Source organism: Rhizobium sp. 01N424 (assembly GCF_056399485.1).
Genome location: NZ_JBFTRK010000002.1, coordinates 661,038 through 682,232, shown reverse-complemented (window position 1 = coordinate 682,232; position 21,195 = coordinate 661,038). Strand labels below are relative to the sequence as shown.

At 61.8% G+C, this 21,195-nt stretch carries 24 protein-coding genes; 7 read left to right on the top strand and 17 right to left on the bottom strand.

Going from position 1 to position 21,195, the window contains the following annotated elements; translation table 11 throughout:
* Window positions 1–60 precede the first annotated feature (60 nt).
* Complete coding sequence (gene mprF, locus AC1DNK_RS09120; RefSeq protein ID WP_477940588.1) at window positions 61–2,664, top strand: bifunctional lysylphosphatidylglycerol flippase/synthetase MprF; 2,604 nt, start codon at window positions 61–63, stop codon at window positions 2,662–2,664.
* Complete coding sequence (locus AC1DNK_RS09115; protein WP_477940586.1) at window positions 2,661–4,040, top strand: virulence factor family protein; 1,380 nt, start codon at window positions 2,661–2,663, stop codon at window positions 4,038–4,040. Before mprF ends, AC1DNK_RS09115 begins: the two co-directional genes overlap by 4 nt.
* Window positions 4,041–4,049: 9 nt before the next feature.
* Here AC1DNK_RS09115 and AC1DNK_RS09110 read toward each other — a convergent pair whose 3' ends face one another.
* The 8 genes from AC1DNK_RS09110 to ruvC all read right to left on the bottom strand — a co-directional run bounded on the left by AC1DNK_RS09110 (window position 4,050) and on the right by ruvC (window position 8,411).
* Window positions 4,050–4,613: a DinB family protein gene (locus tag AC1DNK_RS09110; protein WP_477940585.1), complete on the bottom strand. Its 564-nt coding sequence runs from the start codon at window positions 4,611–4,613 to the stop codon at window positions 4,050–4,052.
* Between the two features lie 30 nt (window positions 4,614–4,643).
* A complete protein-coding gene (locus AC1DNK_RS09105; RefSeq protein WP_477940583.1) occupies window positions 4,644–4,862 on the bottom strand; it encodes a hypervirulence associated TUDOR domain-containing protein in 219 nt (72 codons plus the stop codon).
* Window positions 4,863–4,912: 50 nt separating this feature from the next.
* Complete coding sequence (locus AC1DNK_RS09100) at window positions 4,913–5,425, bottom strand: NUDIX hydrolase (protein WP_477940581.1); 513 nt, start codon at window positions 5,423–5,425, stop codon at window positions 4,913–4,915.
* Between the two features lie 8 nt (window positions 5,426–5,433).
* Window positions 5,434–6,474 carry a Holliday junction branch migration DNA helicase RuvB gene (ruvB, locus tag AC1DNK_RS09095; RefSeq protein ID WP_112385455.1) on the bottom strand — a complete coding sequence of 347 codons (1,041 nt, stop codon included), beginning with the start codon at window positions 6,472–6,474 and terminating at the stop codon, window positions 5,434–5,436.
* 76 nt (window positions 6,475–6,550) lie between these two features.
* Window positions 6,551–7,165, bottom strand: a complete 615-nt coding sequence (ruvA, locus tag AC1DNK_RS09090; RefSeq protein WP_112518025.1) for a Holliday junction branch migration protein RuvA — start codon at window positions 7,163–7,165, stop codon at window positions 6,551–6,553.
* Between the two features lie 10 nt (window positions 7,166–7,175).
* Window positions 7,176–7,589, bottom strand: coding sequence for a type II toxin-antitoxin system VapC family toxin (locus AC1DNK_RS09085; RefSeq protein ID WP_477940924.1), 414 nt, complete (start codon window positions 7,587–7,589; stop codon window positions 7,176–7,178).
* A gap of 1 nt (window position 7,590) precedes the next feature.
* Window positions 7,591–7,842: an AbrB/MazE/SpoVT family DNA-binding domain-containing protein gene (locus AC1DNK_RS09080; protein ID WP_477940578.1), complete on the bottom strand. Its 252-nt coding sequence runs from the start codon at window positions 7,840–7,842 to the stop codon at window positions 7,591–7,593.
* 56 nt (window positions 7,843–7,898) lie between these two features.
* Window positions 7,899–8,411 (bottom strand): crossover junction endodeoxyribonuclease RuvC, encoded by a 513-nt coding sequence (gene ruvC, locus AC1DNK_RS09075; RefSeq protein WP_112385449.1) that lies wholly within the window; start codon window positions 8,409–8,411, stop codon window positions 7,899–7,901.
* A gap of 231 nt (window positions 8,412–8,642) precedes the next feature.
* On the opposite strand from ruvC, the gene AC1DNK_RS09070 reads away from it, so the two are divergent.
* Window positions 8,643–10,958, top strand: coding sequence for a methyl-accepting chemotaxis protein (locus tag AC1DNK_RS09070; RefSeq protein WP_477940576.1), 2,316 nt, complete (start codon window positions 8,643–8,645; stop codon window positions 10,956–10,958).
* Window positions 10,959–11,025: 67 nt separating this feature from the next.
* Here the strand turns inward: AC1DNK_RS09070 and AC1DNK_RS09065 are convergent, their stop codons facing one another.
* Entirely contained in the window at window positions 11,026–11,193 is a 168-nt protein-coding gene (locus AC1DNK_RS09065) for a hypothetical protein (protein ID WP_477940574.1), read from the bottom strand.
* Window positions 11,194–11,553: 360 nt separating this feature from the next.
* On the opposite strand from AC1DNK_RS09065, the gene AC1DNK_RS09060 reads away from it, so the two are divergent.
* A complete protein-coding gene (locus AC1DNK_RS09060) occupies window positions 11,554–12,555 on the top strand; it encodes an LLM class flavin-dependent oxidoreductase (protein WP_477940573.1) in 1,002 nt (333 codons plus the stop codon).
* Here the strand turns inward: AC1DNK_RS09060 and AC1DNK_RS09055 are convergent.
* The 5 genes from AC1DNK_RS09055 to AC1DNK_RS09035 all read right to left on the bottom strand — a co-directional run bounded on the left by AC1DNK_RS09055 (window position 12,552) and on the right by AC1DNK_RS09035 (window position 15,729).
* Window positions 12,552–13,109: an SH3 domain-containing protein gene (locus AC1DNK_RS09055; protein ID WP_477940571.1), complete on the bottom strand. Its 558-nt coding sequence runs from the start codon at window positions 13,107–13,109 to the stop codon at window positions 12,552–12,554. The genes AC1DNK_RS09060 and AC1DNK_RS09055 overlap by 4 nt on opposite strands.
* Window position 13,110: 1 nt before the next feature.
* Window positions 13,111–13,599 carry an invasion associated locus B family protein gene (locus AC1DNK_RS09050; RefSeq protein ID WP_477940569.1) on the bottom strand — a complete coding sequence of 163 codons (489 nt, stop codon included), beginning with the start codon at window positions 13,597–13,599 and terminating at the stop codon, window positions 13,111–13,113.
* A gap of 152 nt (window positions 13,600–13,751) precedes the next feature.
* Complete coding sequence (locus AC1DNK_RS09045; protein WP_477940567.1) at window positions 13,752–14,186, bottom strand: DoxX family protein; 435 nt, start codon at window positions 14,184–14,186, stop codon at window positions 13,752–13,754.
* Window positions 14,187–14,248: 62 nt separating this feature from the next.
* Window positions 14,249–14,734 carry a tetratricopeptide repeat protein gene (locus AC1DNK_RS09040; RefSeq protein ID WP_112538713.1) on the bottom strand — a complete coding sequence of 162 codons (486 nt, stop codon included), beginning with the start codon at window positions 14,732–14,734 and terminating at the stop codon, window positions 14,249–14,251.
* 20 nt (window positions 14,735–14,754) lie between these two features.
* Complete coding sequence (locus AC1DNK_RS09035; RefSeq protein WP_477940565.1) at window positions 14,755–15,729, bottom strand: MBL fold metallo-hydrolase; 975 nt, start codon at window positions 15,727–15,729, stop codon at window positions 14,755–14,757.
* Window positions 15,730–16,017: 288 nt separating this feature from the next.
* Here AC1DNK_RS09035 and AC1DNK_RS09030 point away from each other — a divergent pair, with 288 nt between their 5' ends.
* Both AC1DNK_RS09030 and AC1DNK_RS09025 read left to right on the top strand, forming a co-directional pair.
* The gene (locus AC1DNK_RS09030) at window positions 16,018–16,764 is read left to right on the top strand and encodes a sigma-70 family RNA polymerase sigma factor (protein ID WP_477940563.1); all 747 of its coding nucleotides are present in this window, start codon (window positions 16,018–16,020) and stop codon (window positions 16,762–16,764) included.
* Window positions 16,761–17,564, top strand: coding sequence for an anti-sigma factor family protein (locus AC1DNK_RS09025; protein WP_477940561.1), 804 nt, complete (start codon window positions 16,761–16,763; stop codon window positions 17,562–17,564). Before AC1DNK_RS09030 ends, AC1DNK_RS09025 begins: the two co-directional genes overlap by 4 nt.
* Window positions 17,565–17,621: 57 nt before the next feature.
* On the opposite strand, the gene AC1DNK_RS09020 is transcribed toward AC1DNK_RS09025, so the two are convergent.
* Entirely contained in the window at window positions 17,622–18,368 is a 747-nt protein-coding gene (locus tag AC1DNK_RS09020; protein ID WP_477940560.1) for a YebC/PmpR family DNA-binding transcriptional regulator, read from the bottom strand.
* 174 nt (window positions 18,369–18,542) lie between these two features.
* On the opposite strand from AC1DNK_RS09020, the gene AC1DNK_RS09015 reads away from it, so the two are divergent.
* A complete protein-coding gene (locus AC1DNK_RS09015; RefSeq protein ID WP_112518098.1) occupies window positions 18,543–19,046 on the top strand; it encodes a pyridoxamine 5'-phosphate oxidase family protein in 504 nt (167 codons plus the stop codon).
* 164 nt (window positions 19,047–19,210) lie between these two features.
* Here the strand turns inward: AC1DNK_RS09015 and AC1DNK_RS09010 are convergent, their stop codons facing one another.
* Both AC1DNK_RS09010 and AC1DNK_RS09005 read right to left on the bottom strand, forming a co-directional pair.
* A complete protein-coding gene (locus AC1DNK_RS09010; RefSeq protein WP_477940559.1) occupies window positions 19,211–20,056 on the bottom strand; it encodes an MBL fold metallo-hydrolase in 846 nt (281 codons plus the stop codon).
* 313 nt (window positions 20,057–20,369) lie between these two features.
* Window positions 20,370–21,194 (bottom strand): TIGR00282 family metallophosphoesterase, encoded by an 825-nt coding sequence (locus AC1DNK_RS09005; RefSeq protein WP_477940557.1) that lies wholly within the window; start codon window positions 21,192–21,194, stop codon window positions 20,370–20,372.
* Window position 21,195: the final 1 nt, after the last annotated feature.

The following is a 21,195-nucleotide window of genomic DNA, read 5'->3' as shown; positions in this document are numbered from 1 at the left end:
CAGCATATGCTAGTTCTTTGCCGAACGACTCACGCCAAGCTGGCAGTCGGCAGGGGTAAGATGGCGAATCAAGGCAGTCTGGAAGAAATGGAAAGCGAGGAAGCCGGTGGCTTTCGGGGCTTTATCCGGCGTTACCGTACGCAGCTTGTCGCGGCAGCGACGCTTATCCTGTTTTGCATGGTCGGTTATGCGATCATGCAGCTCACCAATGAAGTGCGCTATGACGACGTCGTCCAGGCGCTTGCCGACACGCGCGTCAGTTCCATTTTGCTGGCTTTGCTGTTTACTGGCCTCAGCTTCTTCGCGCTGATCTTCTACGATCTCAATGCGATCGAATACATTGGCAAGAAGCTGCCCTTTCCGCATGTGGCGCTCACAGCATTCAGCGCCTATGCGGTCGGCAATACGGCGGGCTTTGGCGCGCTCAGCGGCGGCGCGATCCGCTACCGCGCCTATTCCCGCCTCGGCCTGACGCCCGAAGATATCGGCCGCGTCATCGCCTTCGTCACGCTGTCCTTCGGTCTGGGGCTTGCCAGCGTCGCGGCGATCGCGCTGATGATCATCGCCGATGAAATCGGGCCGCTGATCAATACAAATGCGCTGCTGCTGCGGATCATCGCCGGTGCCATTCTCGCCGGACTTGCTTTCGTGGTCTATCTCGGCCGCGATGGCCGGGCGGTCAATCTTGGCCCGATCGCCGTGCGCCTGCCGGATTCGCGCACATGGTCGCGCCAGTTCCTGGTCACCGCCTTCGATATTGCCGCGTCGGCCACCGTGCTCTACGTGCTCCTGCCGCAGACGGCGATCAGCTGGCCGGTCTTCCTGGCGGTCTATGCGATTGCCGTCGGGCTCGGCGTGCTCAGCCACGTTCCGGCCGGTCTCGGCGTCTTCGAGACTGTCATCATCGCCTCGCTCGGCAGCGCGGTGAATATCGACGCGGTTCTTGGATCGCTGGTTCTCTACCGCCTGATCTATCATGTGCTGCCGCTGCTGATCGCGGTGCTTGCGGTGTCGTTGACCGAGCTTCGCCGCTTCGTCGATCATCCGGCCGCCTCGAGCATCCGCCGCATCGGCGGGCGTCTGACGCCGCAGCTGCTGTCGGCCTTTGCGCTGATCCTTGGCGTCATGCTGATCTTCTCGAGCGTCACGCCGACGCCGGACGAGAATCTCGAATTCCTTGCCAATTATCTGCCTCTGCCCATCGTCGAGGGCGCCCATTTCCTGTCGAGCCTGCTCGGTCTGGCGCTCGTGGTCGCCGCGCGGGGTCTTGGCCAGCGTCTCGATGGCGCATGGCTGGTATCGGTGGTCTCCGCTGTTCTGGCGCTCACCCTGTCGCTGCTGAAGGCGATTGCGCTGGTCGAAGCGATCTTCCTCGCGATCCTGATCTTCAGCCTGTTCGTCAGCCGCCGCCTGTTCACGCGCCACGCCTCGCTTTTGAACCAGACGCTGACGGCGGCGTGGCTGATGGCGATTGCGGTCATCTGCGTCGGCGCCGTCGTCATCCTGCTCTTCGTCTATCGCGATGTCGAATACAGCAACGAGCTCTGGTGGCAGTTCGAATTCGCGGCTGAAGCGCCGCGCGGTCTGCGTGCCGTGCTCGGGATCACCATCATCTCCTCGGCGATCGCCATTTTCAGCCTTCTGCGTCCGGCGGCCTTCCGCCCGGAACCGGCAAGCGACGAGGCGCTGCAGCGCGCCGTCGATATCGTCAAGGCGCAGGATTATGCCGACGCCAATCTGGTGCGCATGGCCGACAAGAGCATCATGTTCTCCGAGAAGGGCGATGCCTTCATCATGTATGGCCGCCAGGGGCGCTCATGGATCGCGCTGTTCGATCCGGTCGGCGAGCGGCATGCCATTCCGGAACTCGTCTGGAGTTTCGTCGAGGCGGCGCGGGCTGCGGGATGCCGCGCGGTCTTCTATCAGATCTCGCCTGCGCTGCTATCCCATTGCGCCGATGCGGGCCTGCGGGCCTTCAAGCTCGGCGAGCTCGCCGTTGCCGATCTCGGCGCCTTCGAGATGAAGGGCGGCAAGTGGGCGAACCTGCGCCAGACGGCCAGCCGCGCCCAGCGCGATGGCCTGAGCTTCGAGGTCATACCGGCCGAAGACGTACCTGCCATTCTCACCGATCTGGCCGCGGTTTCCAGCTCCTGGCTTGAAGACCATAATGCCAAGGAGAAGGGTTTCTCGCTCGGCGCCTTCGAGCCTGACTATGTCAATTCGCAGCCGGTCGGCGTGTTGAAGAAGGACGGCAAGATCGTCGCCTTCGCGAATATCCTCGTCACCGAAACCAAATCGGAAGGCACGATCGACCTCATGCGCTTCTCTCCAGAGGCACCAAAGGGGTCGATGGACTTTCTCTTCGTGCAGATCATGGAATATCTGCGCGAGGAGGGATACCGCCACTTCAACCTCGGCATGGCACCGCTTTCCGGCATGTCGAAGCGTGAAACGGCGCCCGTCTGGGACCGCATCGGCAGCACCGTCTTCGAACACGGCGAGCGCTTCTACAATTTCAAAGGCCTTCGGGCATTCAAATCAAAGTTTCATCCGCACTGGCAACCGCGCTATCTTGCGGTTTCCGGAGGGGGCAATCCGATGATCGCGTTGATGGACGCGACCTTTCTCATCGGTGGCGGATTGAAGGGAGTCGTCAGGAAATGATCAGAAAATATATCCTCGCCGCAGCATGCGCCACGGCGCTTGCGTTTCCGGCCTTTGCCGCCGACGAGAGCACGCAGGACTTCGAAACCGGGCTTATCCCGTCGCCGCACATCTTTCTGCCGAAGGGTGATGTGAAGGGTGCGGTGATGCTGATCTCGGACGCGGCCGGCTGGGGCGACAACGAAAAGGCCGAGACGGATAAGCTGGTGGATGCCGGTGCCGTGGTGATCGGTGTCGACTTTCCGTCCTACATGGATGCGCTGCGCAAATACGATGCCAGCGATAATGACGGTTGCATCTATCTGGTCTCTGACATTGAGGCGCTGAGCCAGCAGGTTCAGCGCGCCGCCGGCAACAGCGCCTATCATCTGCCGATCATTGCCGGTGTCGGCGAGGGCGGCGCCCTGGCGCTGGCGATTGCCGCGCAGACCCCGGATGCGACGATCGGCCAGACGCTCGCGATCGATCCCGTGGCGGGCATTCCGCTGACGCAGCAGCTCTGCACGCCGGCCAGCAAGAAGACCGTCGGCGACCGGATGATCTACGGCCTGACCGAGGGCAATCTGCCGGATCCCGTCGTGGTGGCCTTGACGTCGAATGCACCGAAGGATGGGCGCGAGCATGTCGCGGAGCTGAAGAAGACGCATCCGGCGATCGATGTCCGCGATGCCGATGACGACGCGCAGACGACGCTGTCCGATACACTCGACGACATGATCGACGCATCGGGCAATGCCGACAATCCGCTTGGCCTGCCGCTTGCCGTTCTCGATGCCAAGCCGGCGATGGATACGATGGCGATCGTCTATTCCGGCGATGGCGGCTGGCGCGATATCGACAAGGAAGTTGGCAGCAAGCTGCAGAAGGAGGGGATTCCCGTCGTCGGCATCGACTCGCTGCATTACTTCTGGTCGGAACGGAAGCCGCAGGAGACCGCCGACGATCTCGGCAAGATCATCGACCTCTACCGGAAGCAGTGGAAGGTCAAGCATGTGCTTCTGATCGGCTACTCGTTCGGTGCCGACGTGGTGCCGGCAACCTACAAGCTGCTGAAACCGGCCGAGAAGGCGTCGATCGTCCAGATCTCGCTGCTGTCGCTGTCGCACGAGGTCGATTACGTGATCTCTGTCATGGGCTGGCTCGGCCAGAAGACTGACGGGGCTGGTGGCGATCCGGTCGCCGATCTGAAGGATGTCGATCCGAAGCTGATCCAGTGCATCTACGGCAAGGAAGACGATGACGAAGTCGCCTGCCCGGATCTGAAACAGAGCGGCGCTGCCGTCGTCGAACTCGCGGGCGATCACCACTTCGACGAAAACTACGATCTGCTGACCAAGACCATCGTCGATGCGCTGAAGTCGCGCCTGAACGACTGAGTCTGGCGGTCAACGCATCAGCTTTTCCTCGCTCCAGCCGAGGGCGGCAATCTCGTCGCCCCGGAAACGGGCATCATCGTTGACGATGAATTCGTCGAGTTGCGGTGGGCGGACACTGGATTCCGCCAGCATCGCATGTACCTGGCCCCGGTGATGGGTCTGGTGCTGGAAAAGGTGGCTGAGGATATCGTCCGCACGCTCCTCCTGAAACCGGCCACCGCGATCCAGCCTGACGGTGGCCGCCAAGGTCTCCGGCGTCAGCGCCTCGCATAGCGCAACAAGGCGTGCATCGACAGTCCGCTGCTCGGGGCTCAGCGCTTCAAGCGTATCGAACGGCTCTTCGATCTTCCATGCATCGGGTCCGAGGCTGCCGCCTTCCAGCCCATCCACGTAGAACCAGTCGACGGTGATGATGTGATTCAGCGTCATCTTGATCGAAGGGAAGAAGCTGGTGCGATGCGCTTCGAACTCGCCCGACTGCAGCCGGAGGCAGGCGTCGAGCAATCTGACATTGGCGAGCGCATTGTTATAGGCGAGCTTGCGGAAAACCCGGCAGGGATCGAAAACTGTCATGTCATCTCCTGTCGGACCGGTCATCGCCCGTCAATGAACCTTCCTGATTTCCGAGTGGCTCTTCAAGACCTTGCCGCCATCTTCCTGCTCGATCAGATAGGCGGGTTCGTCGCTGGTCGCCTTCCGCTTGATGTCGGCGCCCTCAATGGTGCGCTCGACGTCTTCGGTGAAGCTTTCAGCGATCCTGCCCGTTCCCTTGCCTTTGCCCCATGTCCACTCGACGCTCGTGCCCGTCCTGTATTTCTGCATGGCGATGCTCCTTGTTCAGGATGCAATGCGCGGAGAAGGGGACAGTTCCCTCAATCGTCCCGGTCGAGGTCGCCGTCGCGCCAGACGACGTGGCGCGGTGCCGGAGGAAGCGCCTCGATCTCGTTGGCAATGAAATAGGGCGGAATATCGAGCGCCTTCAGCGCTTCGCGGGTGGCGGGCACCCATTTGAACTCCAGAATGCTCTTGCCGTCCTCGATCTGATGGACGATCTCGTTTGGCCGGAAGGGGAAGCTTTCGGGGACTTCCATCAGATAATAGAGCCCGAGTTCGTGCCAGTCGCGCTTCTCGAAATGAAAGAAATTCTCGACGATCCAGAGCAGGCGGCCGACCTCGACCGTCACACCGAGCTCTTCGACCATCTCGCGCCGCAGCGTTTCTTCCGAGGTCTCGCCAATCTCGGCGCGGCCACCCGGAAATGTCCAGAAAGGCTCATGGACGGCCCGGTGAACGAGGACATGGTCATCGCGGAAGCCGAGCCCGGCGATGCGGTAGTTGAAGCGTCCGGCACTGCCATCCAGCCGGATCATCGTTCTCTTCGGCATCGGCGCGCTCAGTCGTCTTGCTGGAAGAGCCGGAACTGCGCGGCTTCCAGATCCTTCGGCGGCTGCATGCCGAGGTGCTTCCAGGCGGTTGCGGTGAGTACACGGCCGCGCGGCGTGCGCTGGATGAAGCCCTGCTGGATCATGTAGGGCTCGATGATGTCCTCGATCGCATCGCGCGGCTCGGAAAGGCCGGCGGCGATGGTTTCGATACCGACAGGGCCGCCGCCGAAATTGACGGCGATCATGTTGAGGTAGCGCTTGTCGAGCTGATCGAGGCCCATATTGTCGACGAGTAGCCGGGTCAGCGCCTCGTCTGCGATCTCGCGGGTGACGGCCTCGGCCCTGGCGACTTCGGCAAAATCACGGACGCGGCGCAGCAGACGCCCTGCGATGCGCGGCGTGCCGCGGGCGCGGCGGGCGATTTCCTTGGCGCCCTCGTCGGTCATCGGCAGGTTCATCAGCCGCGCGCCGCGGCGGACGATCAGCTCCAGTTCCTCGACGGTGTAGAAGGAGAGACGCACCGGAATGCCGAAGCGGTCGCGCAGCGGCGTGGTCAGCAGGCCAAGGCGGGTTGTGGCGGCGACCAGCGTGAATTTCGACAGATCGATCTTCACCGAGCGTGCGGCCGGGCCTTCGCCGATGATCAGGTCGAGCTGGAAGTCTTCCATCGCCGGATAGAGGATTTCTTCGACGGCCGGGCTCAGGCGGTGGATTTCGTCGATGAAGAGCACGTCACGCTCTTCGAGATTGGTGAGCAGCGCCGCAAGGTCGCCGGCCTTGGCGATAACAGGGCCAGATGTGGAGCGGAAGTTGACGCCGAGTTCCTTCGCCATGATCTGCGCCAGCGTTGTCTTGCCGAGACCGGGCGGGCCGACGAACAGCACGTGATCCAGCGCCTCGCCACGGTTCTTGGCGGCCTCGATGAAGATCTTCAGGTTCGCGCGTGCTTCCGCCTGCCCGGTGAATTCATCCAGTGACTGCGGACGCAGCGTCGCGTCAAAATCTTCGCCCTTCTTTTCCGGCGATATCAGGCGGGCGGGGTCGCTCATGTCATCATTCTTCCAATTCGGTACACACTCATTCCATACAGAACGCAGCGCGGTTTTGCATCAAACCCTTGCGGAATTACCGCGCCAGTTCCTTCAGCCCCAGCCGGATCAGCTTGGCGCTATCGGCACCTTCGCCGGCGGTCTTCATGGCGGCGGCGACGGCGTTGGCGGCCTGATCACGCGAATAGCCGAGGTTGGTGAGCGCCGAGACGGCGTCGGCAACCGGAGCCGAAGCCACGCCTTCGCCGAGTTCCTGCTTGAGGCCGATATTCATCGCCTCGCCGGCGTAGGCGGGCGCCTTGTTCTTCAGTTCGGTGACGATACGGACCGCAACCTTCGGGCCAACCCCTTGAGCACGGGAGACGGCCGTCTTGTCCTGGAGGGCAATGGCATTGGCGAGTTCCGGCGGCGTCAGGGTCGAAAGCACGGCGAGCGCCACCTTGGCGCCGACGCCCTGAACGCTCTGCAGCAGGTTGAACCACTCGCGCTCAAGCACGCTCATGAAGCCGAAAAGCTTCAGCTGGTCTTCGCGGACATAGGTCTCGATGAAGAGCACGCAGGCCTCTCCGACGGAACCGAGCTTCGACAGGGTGCGGCCAGAGCAATGGGCGACGTAACAGACACCATGCACATCGACGAGCACATAGTCTTCGCCGATTTCTTCGATGGTGCCTTTGAGCTTGCCGATCATGATATGTCCGTCAGGGATGGGTTTCGGGAGTGATGAGGTCGAGCGACGGGAAGTAGGCGCGGTAGCCCTTCACATCGCGTGTCAGCAGTGAATAGCCGCGTATGGCGGCATGCGCACCGATCAGGAAATCCGGCAGAACACGTTCGCGCTGGCCGCCGGCCTTGCGATAGATGCGGAATGCGGCCGCGGCCGCAAAAGCCGCGGGCCAAGGGAGGTTTTCCCGGCGGAAGGCATCTTCCGGCAGTGCGTTATCGACTTCATCGATATCGCGGTAGCGTACTGAAAACTCGGAATAAATGATCGGGTTGATGAGCACCGGCCCCTGATCGAACGCTTCGATCGTCCGTTGCCGTGACCAGCCATGCCAGTTCGATGACGGGATGGCTAGATCTACCAGCACGTTGGTGTCAATCAAGGTCGCCATGTCAGCGGTCACGCGTCATGGACATGAGCGCGTCGGCATCGATCGCCTGATCACCAGTGCCTTCAAGCTTCGAGATCGCTTTGAGGACTTGATCAAGGCGGGTTCGATCTTCGATGGCGCTACGACCGCTCTTTGGTGAAACGACCAGCTTGCCGCCTTCCATGGAGAACACGACTTCGCTGTTTGGCTCTATACCGGCCAGCTCGCGGAGATCGCGGGGAATCGTGACCTGACCTTTCGAGGTAACGCGCATGACTTGCTCCTTCAAAGTAAGAATAATCCTTACCTTGAGAACAAGTCAAGAACAAATCATCCCGCCAAGGCTGCCAGGCGCATGCGGTTGCTGCCGCGATTGTGGGCGTGGCAGATGGCGATCGCCAGCGCATCGGCCGCGTCGTCGCCCTTGAATTCCACCTTCGGCATCAGGATCTTCAGCATCATGTGGATCTGCTTCTTTTCCCCGTGGCCGACACCGATGACGGCTTTCTTGACGGCGTTCGGCGCATATTCGGAAACCTGCAGTCCGGCACGCGCCGGCACCAGCATGGCGATGCCTCGGGCCTGGCCGAGCTTCAGTGTCGCGACCGCGTCCTTGTTGACGAAGGTCTGTTCGACGGCAGCTTCATCGGGTGTGTAGCTGTGGACGATCTCGGCAAGCCCGTCATGTAGCTGGCAGAGGCGGGAGGCCAAGTCCATGTCGCCGTCCGACGTGACGGTGCCGGAGGCTACGAAGCGCAGCGAATTGCCCAGCGTGTCGATGACGCCCCATCCCGTGCGGCGCAGGCCGGGATCGATGCCGATGATGCGAATCGTGTTTTGCATGGCTCACCATATTGCAGTTGCAAAATAACTGCCATTGATATGTGAACAAAACAAAAACATCCCTTGTTTTTGTGTCGCGCCGTTTACTGCGAATTAAATCAGTTGTCTGAAATCTAATCCATCAAATGTGAGAGGGGCTCCTTTTTCGGAAGGTTAAGGCCCCCAGTGTTCTGTTTTCGGTCAAGCCAGCTGCGAAAAGCCAGGCAAGCCGCTCCGGAAGGGTTCTAGTTTATGGCTCAGAGATTTCAGTCTCTATCGTTTAAAGTGATTGCGACTTTCATTCTGCTCACGGCACTTGCCGTCAGCACCATCAGCGTGCTCGGCTATTTCGCCAGCAGCCGCATTTCCGACGAGCAGGCGCTGAAGGCGAAGGAGAGCGTTCTCATCTTCCGCGGCGACATGCTGCAGGATCAGCTGGAGCAGCTTGAAAACCAGGCGAACTCGATTGCGCGTATCGAAGCGCTGCAGATGTCGATCACCAGCCTGAAGAGCGGCTGGAAGACCATCGAGAAGTCCTCGGGCGATGCCCGCGCGGAACTGAAGAAGGTCTTCATCACCAACAACCCGAACCCGGCCGATCAGCGCGAAAAGCTGATGAAGCCGGAGGGGCCGAGCGGCTTCTACTATTCCAACCATGAGAAGACGCAGGGCGAAGTCGCCCGCGACCTCGAGAACACGGCCTTCAGCGATCTCTTGATCGCCGACATGGATGGTTCCGTCCTCTATTCCTACAAGAAGGACGACAATTTCGCCGAAAACCTCAAGGCCGATGCCTGGAAGGCGACCGGTGCCGGTCTCGCCTATGCGAAGGCTGTCGAGAACACGGCAAAGGCGACCGACGATTCCGCGCCGACAGGCTTCTCGGGCCTGCGCGTCGATGCGGGCAAGTCGGGGATCTTCTATGCCGTTCCGATCATCAAGCTGGGCCTCGCGAAGGGCATCATCCTCTTCAAGGTTCGCGATGATATCGTCACCGGCATCCTGTCGAAGGGCATTGTCTCCGGCAGCACGGCGCAGGCGGCGATCATCTCCAGCGATGGTTCGGCTGTCGGCCTTTCCGACGGAAAGCTGGCGACGCTCGATACTGCATCTTTCACCTTCATTCCGGATGCGCTTGCCAACAACCAGGGCATGACGGTCGACGACTTCGACCGCGCCGATGGCTCGGCCCGGGCCTATGTTCGCGGGATCGATTATCACGGCGACCGCTTCCTGGTGGTCGAGAGCGTTCGTCTCAGTGAGCTCAATGCCGGTTCGATCGAGATCGCCACGCTGCTGACGATGATCGGCCTCGGTGCACTCGTCGTTATGGCGATTGCTACCGGCCTGATCACCAAGCTCCTGTTCTCGCCGCTCGCCCGTCTTGCCGGCAACACCCGCGACGTCGCCGACGGCAAGCTCGATACCGAGATCGGCAGCCAGAACCGCCACGACGAAATCGGCACGATGGCCAAGGCTCTTGCCCGTTTCAAGCAATCGCTGCTCGAAAGCCGCGAGCTCGAAGCCGCAAGTGCCGAGACCCGCACCCGTGCCGAGCGCGACCGCCAGGAAAACATGGCGCTGCGCGAAGCCGAGGCGAAGAGCCTTCAGGATGTCGTGCAGGCGCTGGACGAGGGCCTGCATCATCTGGCCAGCGGCAATCTCGCTTATCAGATCGAGACGCGCTTCCCGACCGAACTTGAGGGCCTGCGCGTCAACTTCAACGAGGCGCTGGCAACGCTGAGCGAAACGATGACGGCGATCGGCGGAAATTCGATGGCAGTTCGTTCAGGCTCGGAAGAGATGCGCAACGGCGCCGATGATCTGGCCGGCCGCACCGAGCGGCAGGCCGCCTCGATCACCGAGACCGCCAATGCGATCGACGCCATCACCCAGTCGGTCCGCATCCAGATCGAACGCGCCGAGCAGGCCGAGCGGATCGCCCGTGACGCCAAGAAGGAAACGGCCGGCTCGAGCGATATCATGCGCGAGACGATCGCGGCGATGGAGGCGATCCAATCGTCCTCGCGCCAGATCAACTCGATCATCTCTGTCATCGACGAAATCGCCTTCCAGACGAACCTGCTGGCACTGAATGCCGGTGTCGAGGCAGCGCGTGCCGGTGAATCCGGCAAGGGCTTTGCTGTCGTCGCGATGGAAGTCCGTGAACTGGCACAGCGCTCCTCGAGCGCCGCCAAGGAAATCGCCAGCTTGCTGCAGAAGTCGACACATGAGGTCGAAAGCGGCGTATCGCTCGTCGAGCGGGCGGGGGTTGCGCTGACCGGTATCGGCAGCCGTGTCGAGGCGATCAACGGCCAGATCCACGATATCATGGAATCGACCCGCGAAGAGGCCGATACGCTGCGCCAGATCAACAGCGCGGTCTCCGAACTGGATTCGATGACGCAGCAGAATGCGGCGATGGTCGAGGAAAGCACGGCAGCGATCCATCGTCTTGCCAGCGAGGCGCTGGAGATGGACCGCCAGCTCGGAAACTTCACGCTGCCGCAGGGCCATCACCACCAAAGCGCTGAAGTGCATGTGCTCCGGCACCGCCGCGCGTCTTAACGCCCTCAGAGGAGCAGGCGACTCCAGCCATCAGTTGGATCTGGAGTCGCTTGAAACAGCGGCCTCATCAGAGGCTCAGGTCCAAGCCGAGCTTCCTGCTGAGCAGGAAGGCGGCGAGCCCCACGCCGAGTACCGCCAGCGCGAAGACGGCGGCCATCATGCCGCCCGATCGCAGTAGCGCTCGCCTGTCGCTTTTCTCCGCACGGTCATAATGCCACTTGATGGCGAAGAACATCGCTATTCCTAAGGCAAGAACCTTGAATGTAACGAAGACTACAGGGACCCAATCCATACCAAACACTCTCATATGCATAAGCTGCGCTCCTTATGATCCCATCGCGGGCAAGCGCCTACTTCCGATTATGCAACGCAGATATGTAATAGTAGGTGGTGGTTATTTAGCCTGTACTGCTGGCTCAGGAATCACCGCCTAGGGCCTGCAATGACAACGACATGCGGAATGCCGGAATTTGGTTTCCACATCTGCGTTGATGGCAGGCGGCCGATCGGCCCTTTTTCTTCGCCGCAGGGTTTGGATGCGGCGCCGTTACCACCTACATAGCCGGTAGCCCCATCATACCGACGGCAGGTTTTCATGATTCCCTTTTCCATCCTCGATCTTTCGCCCGTTCCAGAGGGCACGACCGTCAGCCAATCTCTCGCGGGTTCCGCGCGGATGGCGCAGAAGGCGGAAGAGTATGGCTACAAGCGCTTCTGGCTTGCCGAGCATCACGGCATGCCGGGGATTGCCAGCGCGGCGACTGCCGTCGTCATCGGTCATGTCGGTGCGGCGACGAAGCGGATCCGCATCGGATCGGGCGGCATCATGCTGCCGAACCATTCGCCGCTTGTTATCGCCGAACAGTTCGGCACGCTCGCCGCACTCTTCCCCGGCCGCGTCGATCTCGGTCTCGGCCGCGCGCCGGGAACGGATATGCGCACCGCCCAGGCGCTGCGCCGCAACCTCGATGCCGGCGCACAGAGCTTCCCGCATGATGTCGTCGAACTGCAGCAGCTGCTCGGAGAGCCTGTCGAGAACCAGGCGATCCTAGCGGTGCCCGGCAACCGGACGCATGTGCCGATCTGGCTTCTGGGGTCCAGCCTCTACAGCGCCCAGCTCGCCGCCATGCTCGGCCTGCCCTATGCATTCGCCTCGCATTTCGCGCCGGATTCGCTGCTCGATGCCATCGATATCTACCGCAGCAAGTTCCAGCCCTCCGCCGTCCTCGATCAGCCCTATGTGATGGCCGGCGTGATGGGGTCGGTGGCGCCGACCGATGAAGAGGCCGAGTATCACTTCACTTCGGCGCAGCAGCAGTTCGTCAATCTCCGGCGCAATGTGCGCGGCCAGTTCCCGAAGCCTGTGAAGGATATGGAGAGCTTCTGGTCGCCGATGGAAAAGCTCAATGTCGAGCATACGCTGCGCTATGCCGTCGTCGGTTCGCCGCAGACGGCTGAAGCCAAGCTCAAGGAATTTCTGAAAGAGACGGAGGCCGACGAGCTGATCATCTCGATGCCGATTCACGATATCGAGGCGCGGCTGAGGTCGGTCGAGCTCTTCGCGGGGCTCGGCAGCTTTATGAGCGCCGCCGCCTAATCGGCGATTGTCTCGCCGGGATAGACGCCCCACAGGGCCGACTGCTCGACGAAGCCGGTGAGATTCTGGTGTGGCAGGCCGATGCTGCACCAGGCTCCGTCGCAGCGTCCGACATGGACGAGGACGCGGGCCATCAACGCCGCCGATACAGCTGCACTTTCCCGGGCTCCGGTGTGAAGTGCAGCGGGCTCTCTCAGCCAGGGGCCGATCACCGCGGTCCGGCGCGAAGAGAGCAGGGCGCGATGCATCCAGCCGGTGATGCCATCGCTATCGCGCACCTGACGCCAATTGTCGTATTCGGCGGTGATCTCCAGCGGCAGGCCTGATTTCACGTAGATCCACCTGGTCCCGTAATCCAGCGACGGGCCGATGCGCATGCGCGCGTTGGCCGATTTGAGCGAGACGAAACGGGGAACCGGCAGACCGGTTTCCCGACCTTTTGGTGCGCTTGTCTCAACCGGGACTGCCGATGCCTGGCTGGGCAGGCAGGCGGCAAACAGGCTGCAGAGGGCAAGCAGCCCCATCGTGCGGCGCAGAAGAGAAAACGGGCGCATGTCAGCTACAGCTGGTCACCTGTTTCAGCGCTGCTGTGATGCCATCGAGCGAATAGGTGTAGCTGGTATCCGTCCCCCGGCTGGAGGTCGCCTCGATCACCATCTCGCTGCCGCCGCGCATGGCGCGGATCATTTCCGGTTCACGCTCCTCATACTGCATCCAGGCGGCGTTCTCGCGGGTGAACATCCAGAATGTTTGGTCGCCGATGCGCACCTTCACGCGCGATCCCTGCTTCAACTCGTAGCCCATTCGTGCCTGTGGTTCGTATTTCGCCGAAGCGCCGGGGCCGACCATGAAGAAGTTCTTGCCGTGATCGACATTTGCAGGCGTCTGGGCGGTCGGTATGGTCAGCAGATAGCAGACCGTCTGGCCATCGGCCTTGTAGGAATAGACGCCCCAATCGTTGAAGCGCTTGACCATTGTGGGCTGTGCTTGCGCGGCGAAGGCGCAAAGCAGCGAAATGGAGAGAGTGAGAGCAAGTTTCTTCATGGCATTTTCCCCGCCGATGGTGTGAGAGACGCTGGCCTGAGACAGACCGGCTGGAGGCAGGGGCATTGAAGGGTTGCAGCGTTACCGCTTTCTTAAAATCAGGCTGCGGCTCACGGAGCTGTGAACCGCTTTGATCCAGATCATCGCGGATGTCAGAAGAAGGCAGCCACCGGCGCTGGGAAGATGCGCTTCAGGACCGCATCGACAGACAGCGATCCGGCGCCCGAGATCGCGAGCACAAACATGCCGCCGGCGATCGCAAAGTCCTTCTCGAAATGCAGCAGTTCGTTCTGGCTGGTGAAATCGGTGTGGAAGAGCAGGGCCGTCATCAGGCAGAAGATGCCGAGTGCAACAGCGCCCAGCCGTGTGGCCATGCCTGCCGCGACCGAGAAGCCGGCCGCAAGCTGTAGCAGGATGACGCCGATAGCGACCGGCAGTTCGAGACCCAGCCTTTCGAAGGCCGCTGCCGTGGCGTTGAAGTTCAGCGCCAACGTTGCGCCTTCATGCAGGAAGATGGCCGAGAGCAGCAGACGTCCGGCGAGAAGTGCTGCATTGCTGCCGGCGGATCGGATAGCGGAATGTTCCATGATCATCTCCAATGGGTGAGCAGGGCGAGCGGCATCTGCCGCCCGCCCCGGGGCAATCACCGTCAGTTGCCGCCCCGTGCGGCGATCGCCTCTTGTAGGTCTTCCAGCTCCTCGCAGCCTGCGGGGCACAGCTGCTTCAGCGAAGCGAGCTGCTCGTTCGCCTTGTCGGGCTTGCCGGTCTGCAGATAGAGCTCGCCAAGATATTCGTGCGCCGCCTTGTGATCGGGCTGCAATTCGAGAGCCTTGGTGTAGTAAGTCAGCGACGTGTCGTAGTCGCCGGTCATGCGCAGCGTGTAGCCGAGCAGGTTGTAGACATCGGCCTGCTGGTTATCCTCGGCGAGGCCGCGCAATTCCTCGAGTGCGCCCTGATAGTCCTTGGCAGCGATCTTGGCGCGGACGGAAGTGAGGTCCGGACCGTCGCCGGTTTCCATGTTGTCGACGGCAAAGGCGGGCATCGCCGTCAATGCCGAGATGGCCGAGCCGCCTGCCGACAACGCGCAGAAGCTGATGACGCCGAGAACGGCGTAGCGGGTGAATGATCTTTTCATGACGATAGTCTCCTCAGGCGTCAGGCCTGGCTGGTAGGCGTGAAGGCATAGGCATTTCCGTCCTTGACGAAGCTGCCGGAGCCGGGGAAGGGGAAGTGCGAGCCGCAGATGGCGATCTTGTCCGATATGACTCGATCGATCAGCTTGCGGCGGCTGGTGATGGCAAGAGGTCCGTCCTGATCGTAGCTGCCCTGCCATTCCGGGTGCGGCGCCAGCAGCGCCGGGACGTACATGATGTCGGCCGAAACCAGCAGCTGGCTTTTTCCGGAGTTGACCAGATAGGTCGAATGACCCGGCGTATGGCCTGGCGCCGAAATCAGCTCGATGCCGGGCGCCACCTGCGCACCGTCCTCGACCAGCTTCCAGTTCTTCCATTTCGGGAAGACTTCGGCGATGCGCTTTCCGGCAGGCTTGCGTCCCTCCGCGAGTTTCGAGAGGCGGCCGGGATCGGTCCACCAGTTGTATTCGGCCGAATGAACGATAAGTTCGGCATTCGGGAAGACAGGCGCATTGGTGCCCTTTTCCATCAGGCCCCAGACGTGGTCAGGGTGGAAATGCGAGATCATGACCGTGTCGATCTTGCGGTAGTCGATGCCGGCGGCCGCCATGTTGCCGGGCAGGTTAGTGGCATTGGCCTGCCACTGGCCCACGCCGGAGCCGGCATCCATCATGATCAGCTGTCCGCCGACCTTCAGGACGACCACCGTCAGCGGGATCGGCATGAAATCGGTCGGCAGATGCGCCTTGGCGAGCGCATCCTTGGTCTCGTCGACCGTGGCGTTCTTGATGAAGGCGGGATCGTGCGGCTTGCGCCAGATGCCGTCATAGATGGCCGTCACTTCGATATCGCCGACATTGTAGCGGTAGAAGCCGGTTGCCGGTTCGTCCGGCGATGCGGCGAAGGCCGGGGGCACGAATTCGAGTTTCGATGCGAGGCCGAATGCGGCTGCCGCGGCGGCCGAACCAAGCAGTGTACGGCGTGACATTTCAAACATTGGGATGCCTCCTCTGGCTTGTCCTGTGTCTCAGCGGAGACGGGATGGGTTCGACGCCGCCGCTGAAGAACTAGACCGGAGAGGCCTGCTGCTTATTCCGAGCCTACCGCAATTTTTCATGCAAGCCATTGAGAATGAACGGCTAATTTTTTCATCGTGCCAAGCGGCCAAAAAAACTCAATCGGCAGGGAATAAAACCGGGTGCTCGGCGATCTAGGCAATAAAGGGTCGCATTGCGCTGAAGGCGTCCCGAGGACTAGAGTCGGCTGCGCCGCAGCCGCAGAGGGTGTGATGACCGAAGCCTGTCTTGCTTTCCCCACATCGTTCGACGATCAGCTGGCCGCGGCTCTGCTGCGCTGGCGCCGCCGCTCGCGATCGTTTTCTCAGCTCGCAAGCTGTTTTCTCGCCGAGGCAGCGTCGGTCCTCGTCGGTTATATGGAAATGGCACAGGCGAGGGGCGGACGGCAGACCGCTGCCGCCTCCACGCAGCCCGATCACACATTGCGTTTCCAGCAGAACATCCTTCCGCACATGGATGCCGCCTACAATTTCGCGCGCTTTCTCAGCCGCGATCAGGACGCGGCGCAGGATATCGTCCAGGACGCCTTCCTGCGCGCCTATCGCAGTTTCGAGACCTATCGCGGCGGCGATTCAAGGGCGTGGATTTTTGCCATCGTCCGCAACTGTCATCTCGCCTGGCAGCAGCAGGGACGGCGGAAGGCACGTTTCGAAACGCCGCTGGATGCCGATGCCGGAGGCGACAGTCCGGTGCATGAGATCGCATCGGATGACGATACGGCGGAGACAGCGATGATCCGCGAAAGCGAGACGTCGCGCGTGCGCCATGTCATCGGCCTGCTTCCGGAGGCGATGCGGGAAATTCTGGTGCTGCGCGAACTCGAGGAGCTTTCCTACAAACAGATCGCCGAGGTCATCGATGTGCCTATAGGTACCGTGATGTCGCGCATCGCCCGGGCGCGGCGCGAATTTGGCGAGGCCTGGGATGCGTTCGAGAATGGCGGGGTGCGGGCATGAGCGAGGCGCCGAAGCAGGGCTGCGACCAGTGGGGGCCGGTGGTGCATGCCTTCATCGACGGCGAGCTGGATCTGGTGCGCGCGGCCGAGCTGGAAAGTCATCTGGCGGGGTGCCCGGATTGCCGGGCGGAGATCGAAAGGGTGCGCGGGGTGCGGCAACGGATCGGACAGGACGGCGTGCGCTTCAAGCTTCCGGACGAGGTCCGGTCGCAGGTTCTCGCCGCGCTGTCGCGCGAGCAGGCCATCTCCTCATCCGCTCTTCAGCCGCGCCAGAAGCCTGCTTCGCGGTGGGACCGTTTCTTTCGTTTCATTCGCGACTGGAGCTTCGTGCCGTCACTGGCGGCGCTGGCGGCGAGCGCAATGCTGTTCGTCAACGCGCCGGTGCCGGATCTCGGCATCGAGGACCAGCTGCTGGCGAGCCATGTCCATTCGATGCTCGCCGATCACCTCGTCGATGTGCAGACCTCGAACCAGCATACGGTAAAGCCCTGGTTCAACGGCCGCATCGATTTCTCACCGCCGGTCAACGATCTCGCCAAGGATGGTTTCCCGCTGGTCGGCGGCCGGGTCGATTATATCGGCGGTCGGGTGGTGGCAGCGCTCGTCTACCGGCGCAACGGCCATGTCATCAACCTGTTCATTTGGCCCCAGGCGAAAGGCGGGCAAGCGACGCGGGAGCATGACGGCTACAACATGACGGACTGGTCGTCCGATGGACTGGTCTTCTGGGCGGTCTCCGATGTCAGTGCTGGCGATCTCGCCGCCTTCCGCGACAGCTTCCTCCGGGCGGCGGCACCCTGATCCAACGAAAAAGGCGGGCATCAAGCCCGCCTTTGAAAACAGTTCCGGAAGAGGCGATCAGGCCGAAAGCTTGGCCATCACTTCTTCGGAGACTTCGAAGTTCGAATAGACGTTCTGGACGTCGTCATCGTCTTCGAGGTTGTCGATCATCTTCAGCAGCGATTGAGCCTTTTCCTCGTCCACCGGCACGTTGTTCTGGGCGCGCCAGACTGCCTTGACGGTTTCGGCTTCGCCGAGCGTCGCTTCGAGCGCCTTGGCGACTTCGCCGAGAGCTTCAAAAGCGCAGGTGATGTAGTGGCCTTCCTCGTCGGTCTCGACATCGTCGGCACCGGCTTCGATCGCGGCTTCCATCATCTTGTCGGCGTCGCCTGATGCGAGCTTGTAGGTGATTTCTCCGACGTGATCGAAGGAGAAGGATACCGAGCCGGTTTCGCCGAGTGCACCCCCGGCCTTGGTGAAGATCGAGCGCACATTCGAGGCGGTACGGTTGCGGTTGTCGGTTAGCGCCTCGACGATGACGGCGGTGCCGCCCGGGCCATAGCCTTCGTAGCGGATCTGCTCGTAGTTTTCGCCGTCGCTGCCGGCCGCCTTCTTGATGGCGCGGTCGATATTGTCCTTCGGCATGGACTGGGCCTTGGCGTTCTGGATGGCCAGGCGCAGGCTCGCGTTCATCGATGGGTCGGGCAGACCGGCCTTGGCGGCGACAGTGATTTCGCGCGCGAGCTTGGAGAACATTTTCGATCGCACGGCGTCCTGACGGCCCTTGCGATGCATGATGTTTTTAAACTGTGAATGGCCAGCCATGGCACCCCTGTTCACGTCTCATTATTCGGAATGGGCCGCCTTATAAGAGCGAAACGGGCCGTATTCAAGCGGAAAGCGCCTTTTCACGCAGGCGGTTGGCTTGTGCAGCGCGGGGGAACAAAGGCGGCAGACCTGACGTTTTGAACCGGAAACTGAAAACGGAAGGGAATGGCCATGGCAAGCTTCAGCGAAGCCCGCGAACATCCGGCGCAGCAGCTCTGGGATCAGGTGAACGGTATTCATGCCGGCATGCTCGGCGTCGACGGTGCCGACATGCATATGCAGCCCATGGCGCCGCATGCCGATCCGAAGACCAATACCATCTGGTTCTACACCAAATCGGACGCGGATATCGTTCGTGCCGTGAAACCGGGAACACGCGCGCATTTCTGTGTCGTCGGCAAGGATCACGACTATCACGCCTGCCTGGCGGGCAAGATCGAGCTTAAACCCGATCCGTCGAAGATCGAGGAATACTGGAACTCGGTGGTCGCCGCCTGGTATGAGAACGGCAAGAAGGACCCGAAGCTGACGATGCTCGCCATGCATGTCGATGATGCCGAAATCTGGGTCTCGACCGGCAGCAAGCTGAAATTCGGCTGGGAGATCGCCAAGGCCAATCTCGACGATGACAAGATGCCGGATGTGGGGATAAAGCGGCATCTGCAATTTGCTTGAGGTTGGATATTAGCCATCTTGAAGTTGTTCCGCGTGGCCCCCTCATCCGACCTTCGGGCACCTTCTCCCCCGAGGGGAGAAGGGAAAACCTGAGCCGCAGCGCCAACTTCCCTTTCCCCTTGGGGAGAGGGTAGGGTGAGGGGGCTACAGGCGCCAAGCACGCGCTACTGCACGTCCCGCATCACATAGATCTGCGGCTTTCTCGGCAGCGTCCGCAGCGATACCGTCAACGTGTTGTCCTGCGCCATCTGGATATCGAATTCCTTGCCGATCATCGACAGGAAGCGCTCCACCGGCGGTCCGCGGCGGTGCATCGGCAGGACGATGGAGGCGCGCAGGCGCTTGATCACCCGGCTCATGCTGTCCGGTCCCATCGTCAGCCCGCCATCGACGGGCACCATCACCACGTCGAGGCGGCCGATCTCCGTGTAATGCGCATCCGTCAGTTCGTAGTGCAGGTGCCCGAGGTGGCCGATGCAGAGGCCGGCGATCTCGAAGATGAAGATCGAGTTGCCATCCTGCTGCGATCCGCCGAGGCCGTAGCTGAAGCGGATGTCCGTCGTGACGTTGCGGATATAGGCGTCGCCGACGACGAGATCGACCTTGGCCTTTTCGCCGGGGATATCGCTCCAGCCGTGCAGCACGTGCTTGATCGCCGGATCCGGAGTGAGCGTGTAATGCGTCTGGTGCGCCTTGTTCATGGTCACGACGTCAGGCGTCACCGAGGGCTGGTAGATGCCGTTATAGTCGGTGGCGATGACGATGCCGCCGGGCGTGTCGATCTCGAAGGTGGAGTGGCCGAGAAAGGTGAAGGTGACGTCCTCGCCTTCCGATACCGCGGGGATGACGGGTGCGGTGGTCGAGAAGCTGGCGAACTGCGCCTTCGGAATGCCTTGGGCAATTGCCTGGCACTGGCTGACGTTCCTGCGCTGCTCCTGGGTGCTCGCGGCCTGTGGCAGGGCGAGGGAAACAACGCATGCGATAGCGAGGACAAGCAATTGCGGCTTCATGCCACCCCTCCGGCGCTTTCACGAAGCCGGGAGGATGCGGCAAGGCGCCGCAGGGGTCCAGATGCGGGGTGCTCACAAATGCGTGTTGGGGGTTGTCTGCATTTCCGTCGGTGGGTGCCGGCCCCCCTCTGCCCTGCCCGGCATCTCCCCCACGGGTGGGAGATTGGCTTGGCGCACCCGCTCGCCCCACCAAGATCGTCCTACGAGCCGCAGCCTTCATTTCAAAGCGGGGAGCTTGCCACTTGTGATCTCCCCATCTGTGGGGGAGATGCCCGGCAGGGCAGAGGGGGCCGCCACCCGCGAACGTCAAATGTTACCGCCAGAACTCCGGAATCGTCTCCGCCAGTCTCGGCCCCAGCCGCAGCGGTGCAATCTTCTCGGCCAGTCCCGTCGAATCCGAAATCTCGACGCCGACGCCGCAGATCGTCGCAGGCCCGGTCGCCGCCTCCATCCGCCCCTTCGGCATCTTGGAGATGAACCGGTTGAGTGGCTCCTCCTTGTCCATGCCGAGCGAGCTATCATAGTCGCCACACATTCCGGCGTCCGACATATAGGCGGTGCCGCCGTTCAGGATCTGGTGGTCGGCGGTCGGCACATGCGTGTGGGTGCCGACGACGAAGCTGGCGCGGCCGTCGACGAAATGGCCGAAGCACTGCTTCTCGCTGGTCGCCTCGGCATGGAAGTCGAAGATGATGGCGTCGGCCTGCTCCTTCAGAGGTGCAGCGGCGAGGATCGCCTCGGCCGACTTGAAGGGGTCGTCCAGCTCCGGATGCATGAAGACGCGGCCCATGATGTTGGCGACCAGCACGCGGGCGCCGTTGCGGGCATAGAACAGACCGGAGCCGCGGCCGGGCGTGCCCTGCGGATAATTGGCCGGGCGCAGGAACTGGTCGTGGCGGCCGGCAAAGGCGACGGCGTCCTTCTGGTCCCAGACGTGATTGCCTGTCGTCACGACATCGGCGCCGGCGTTGATCGTCTCGAGGAAGATGTCTTCGGTGATGCCGAAGCCGCCGGCAGCGTTTTCGCCGTTGACGATGACGAAGTCGAGTTTCAGGTCGGAGACCAGTCCGGGCAGGCGATCCCAAACCGCGGTGCGTCCCGTCTTGCCGACCATGTCACCCAGAAAAAGCAGTCGCATT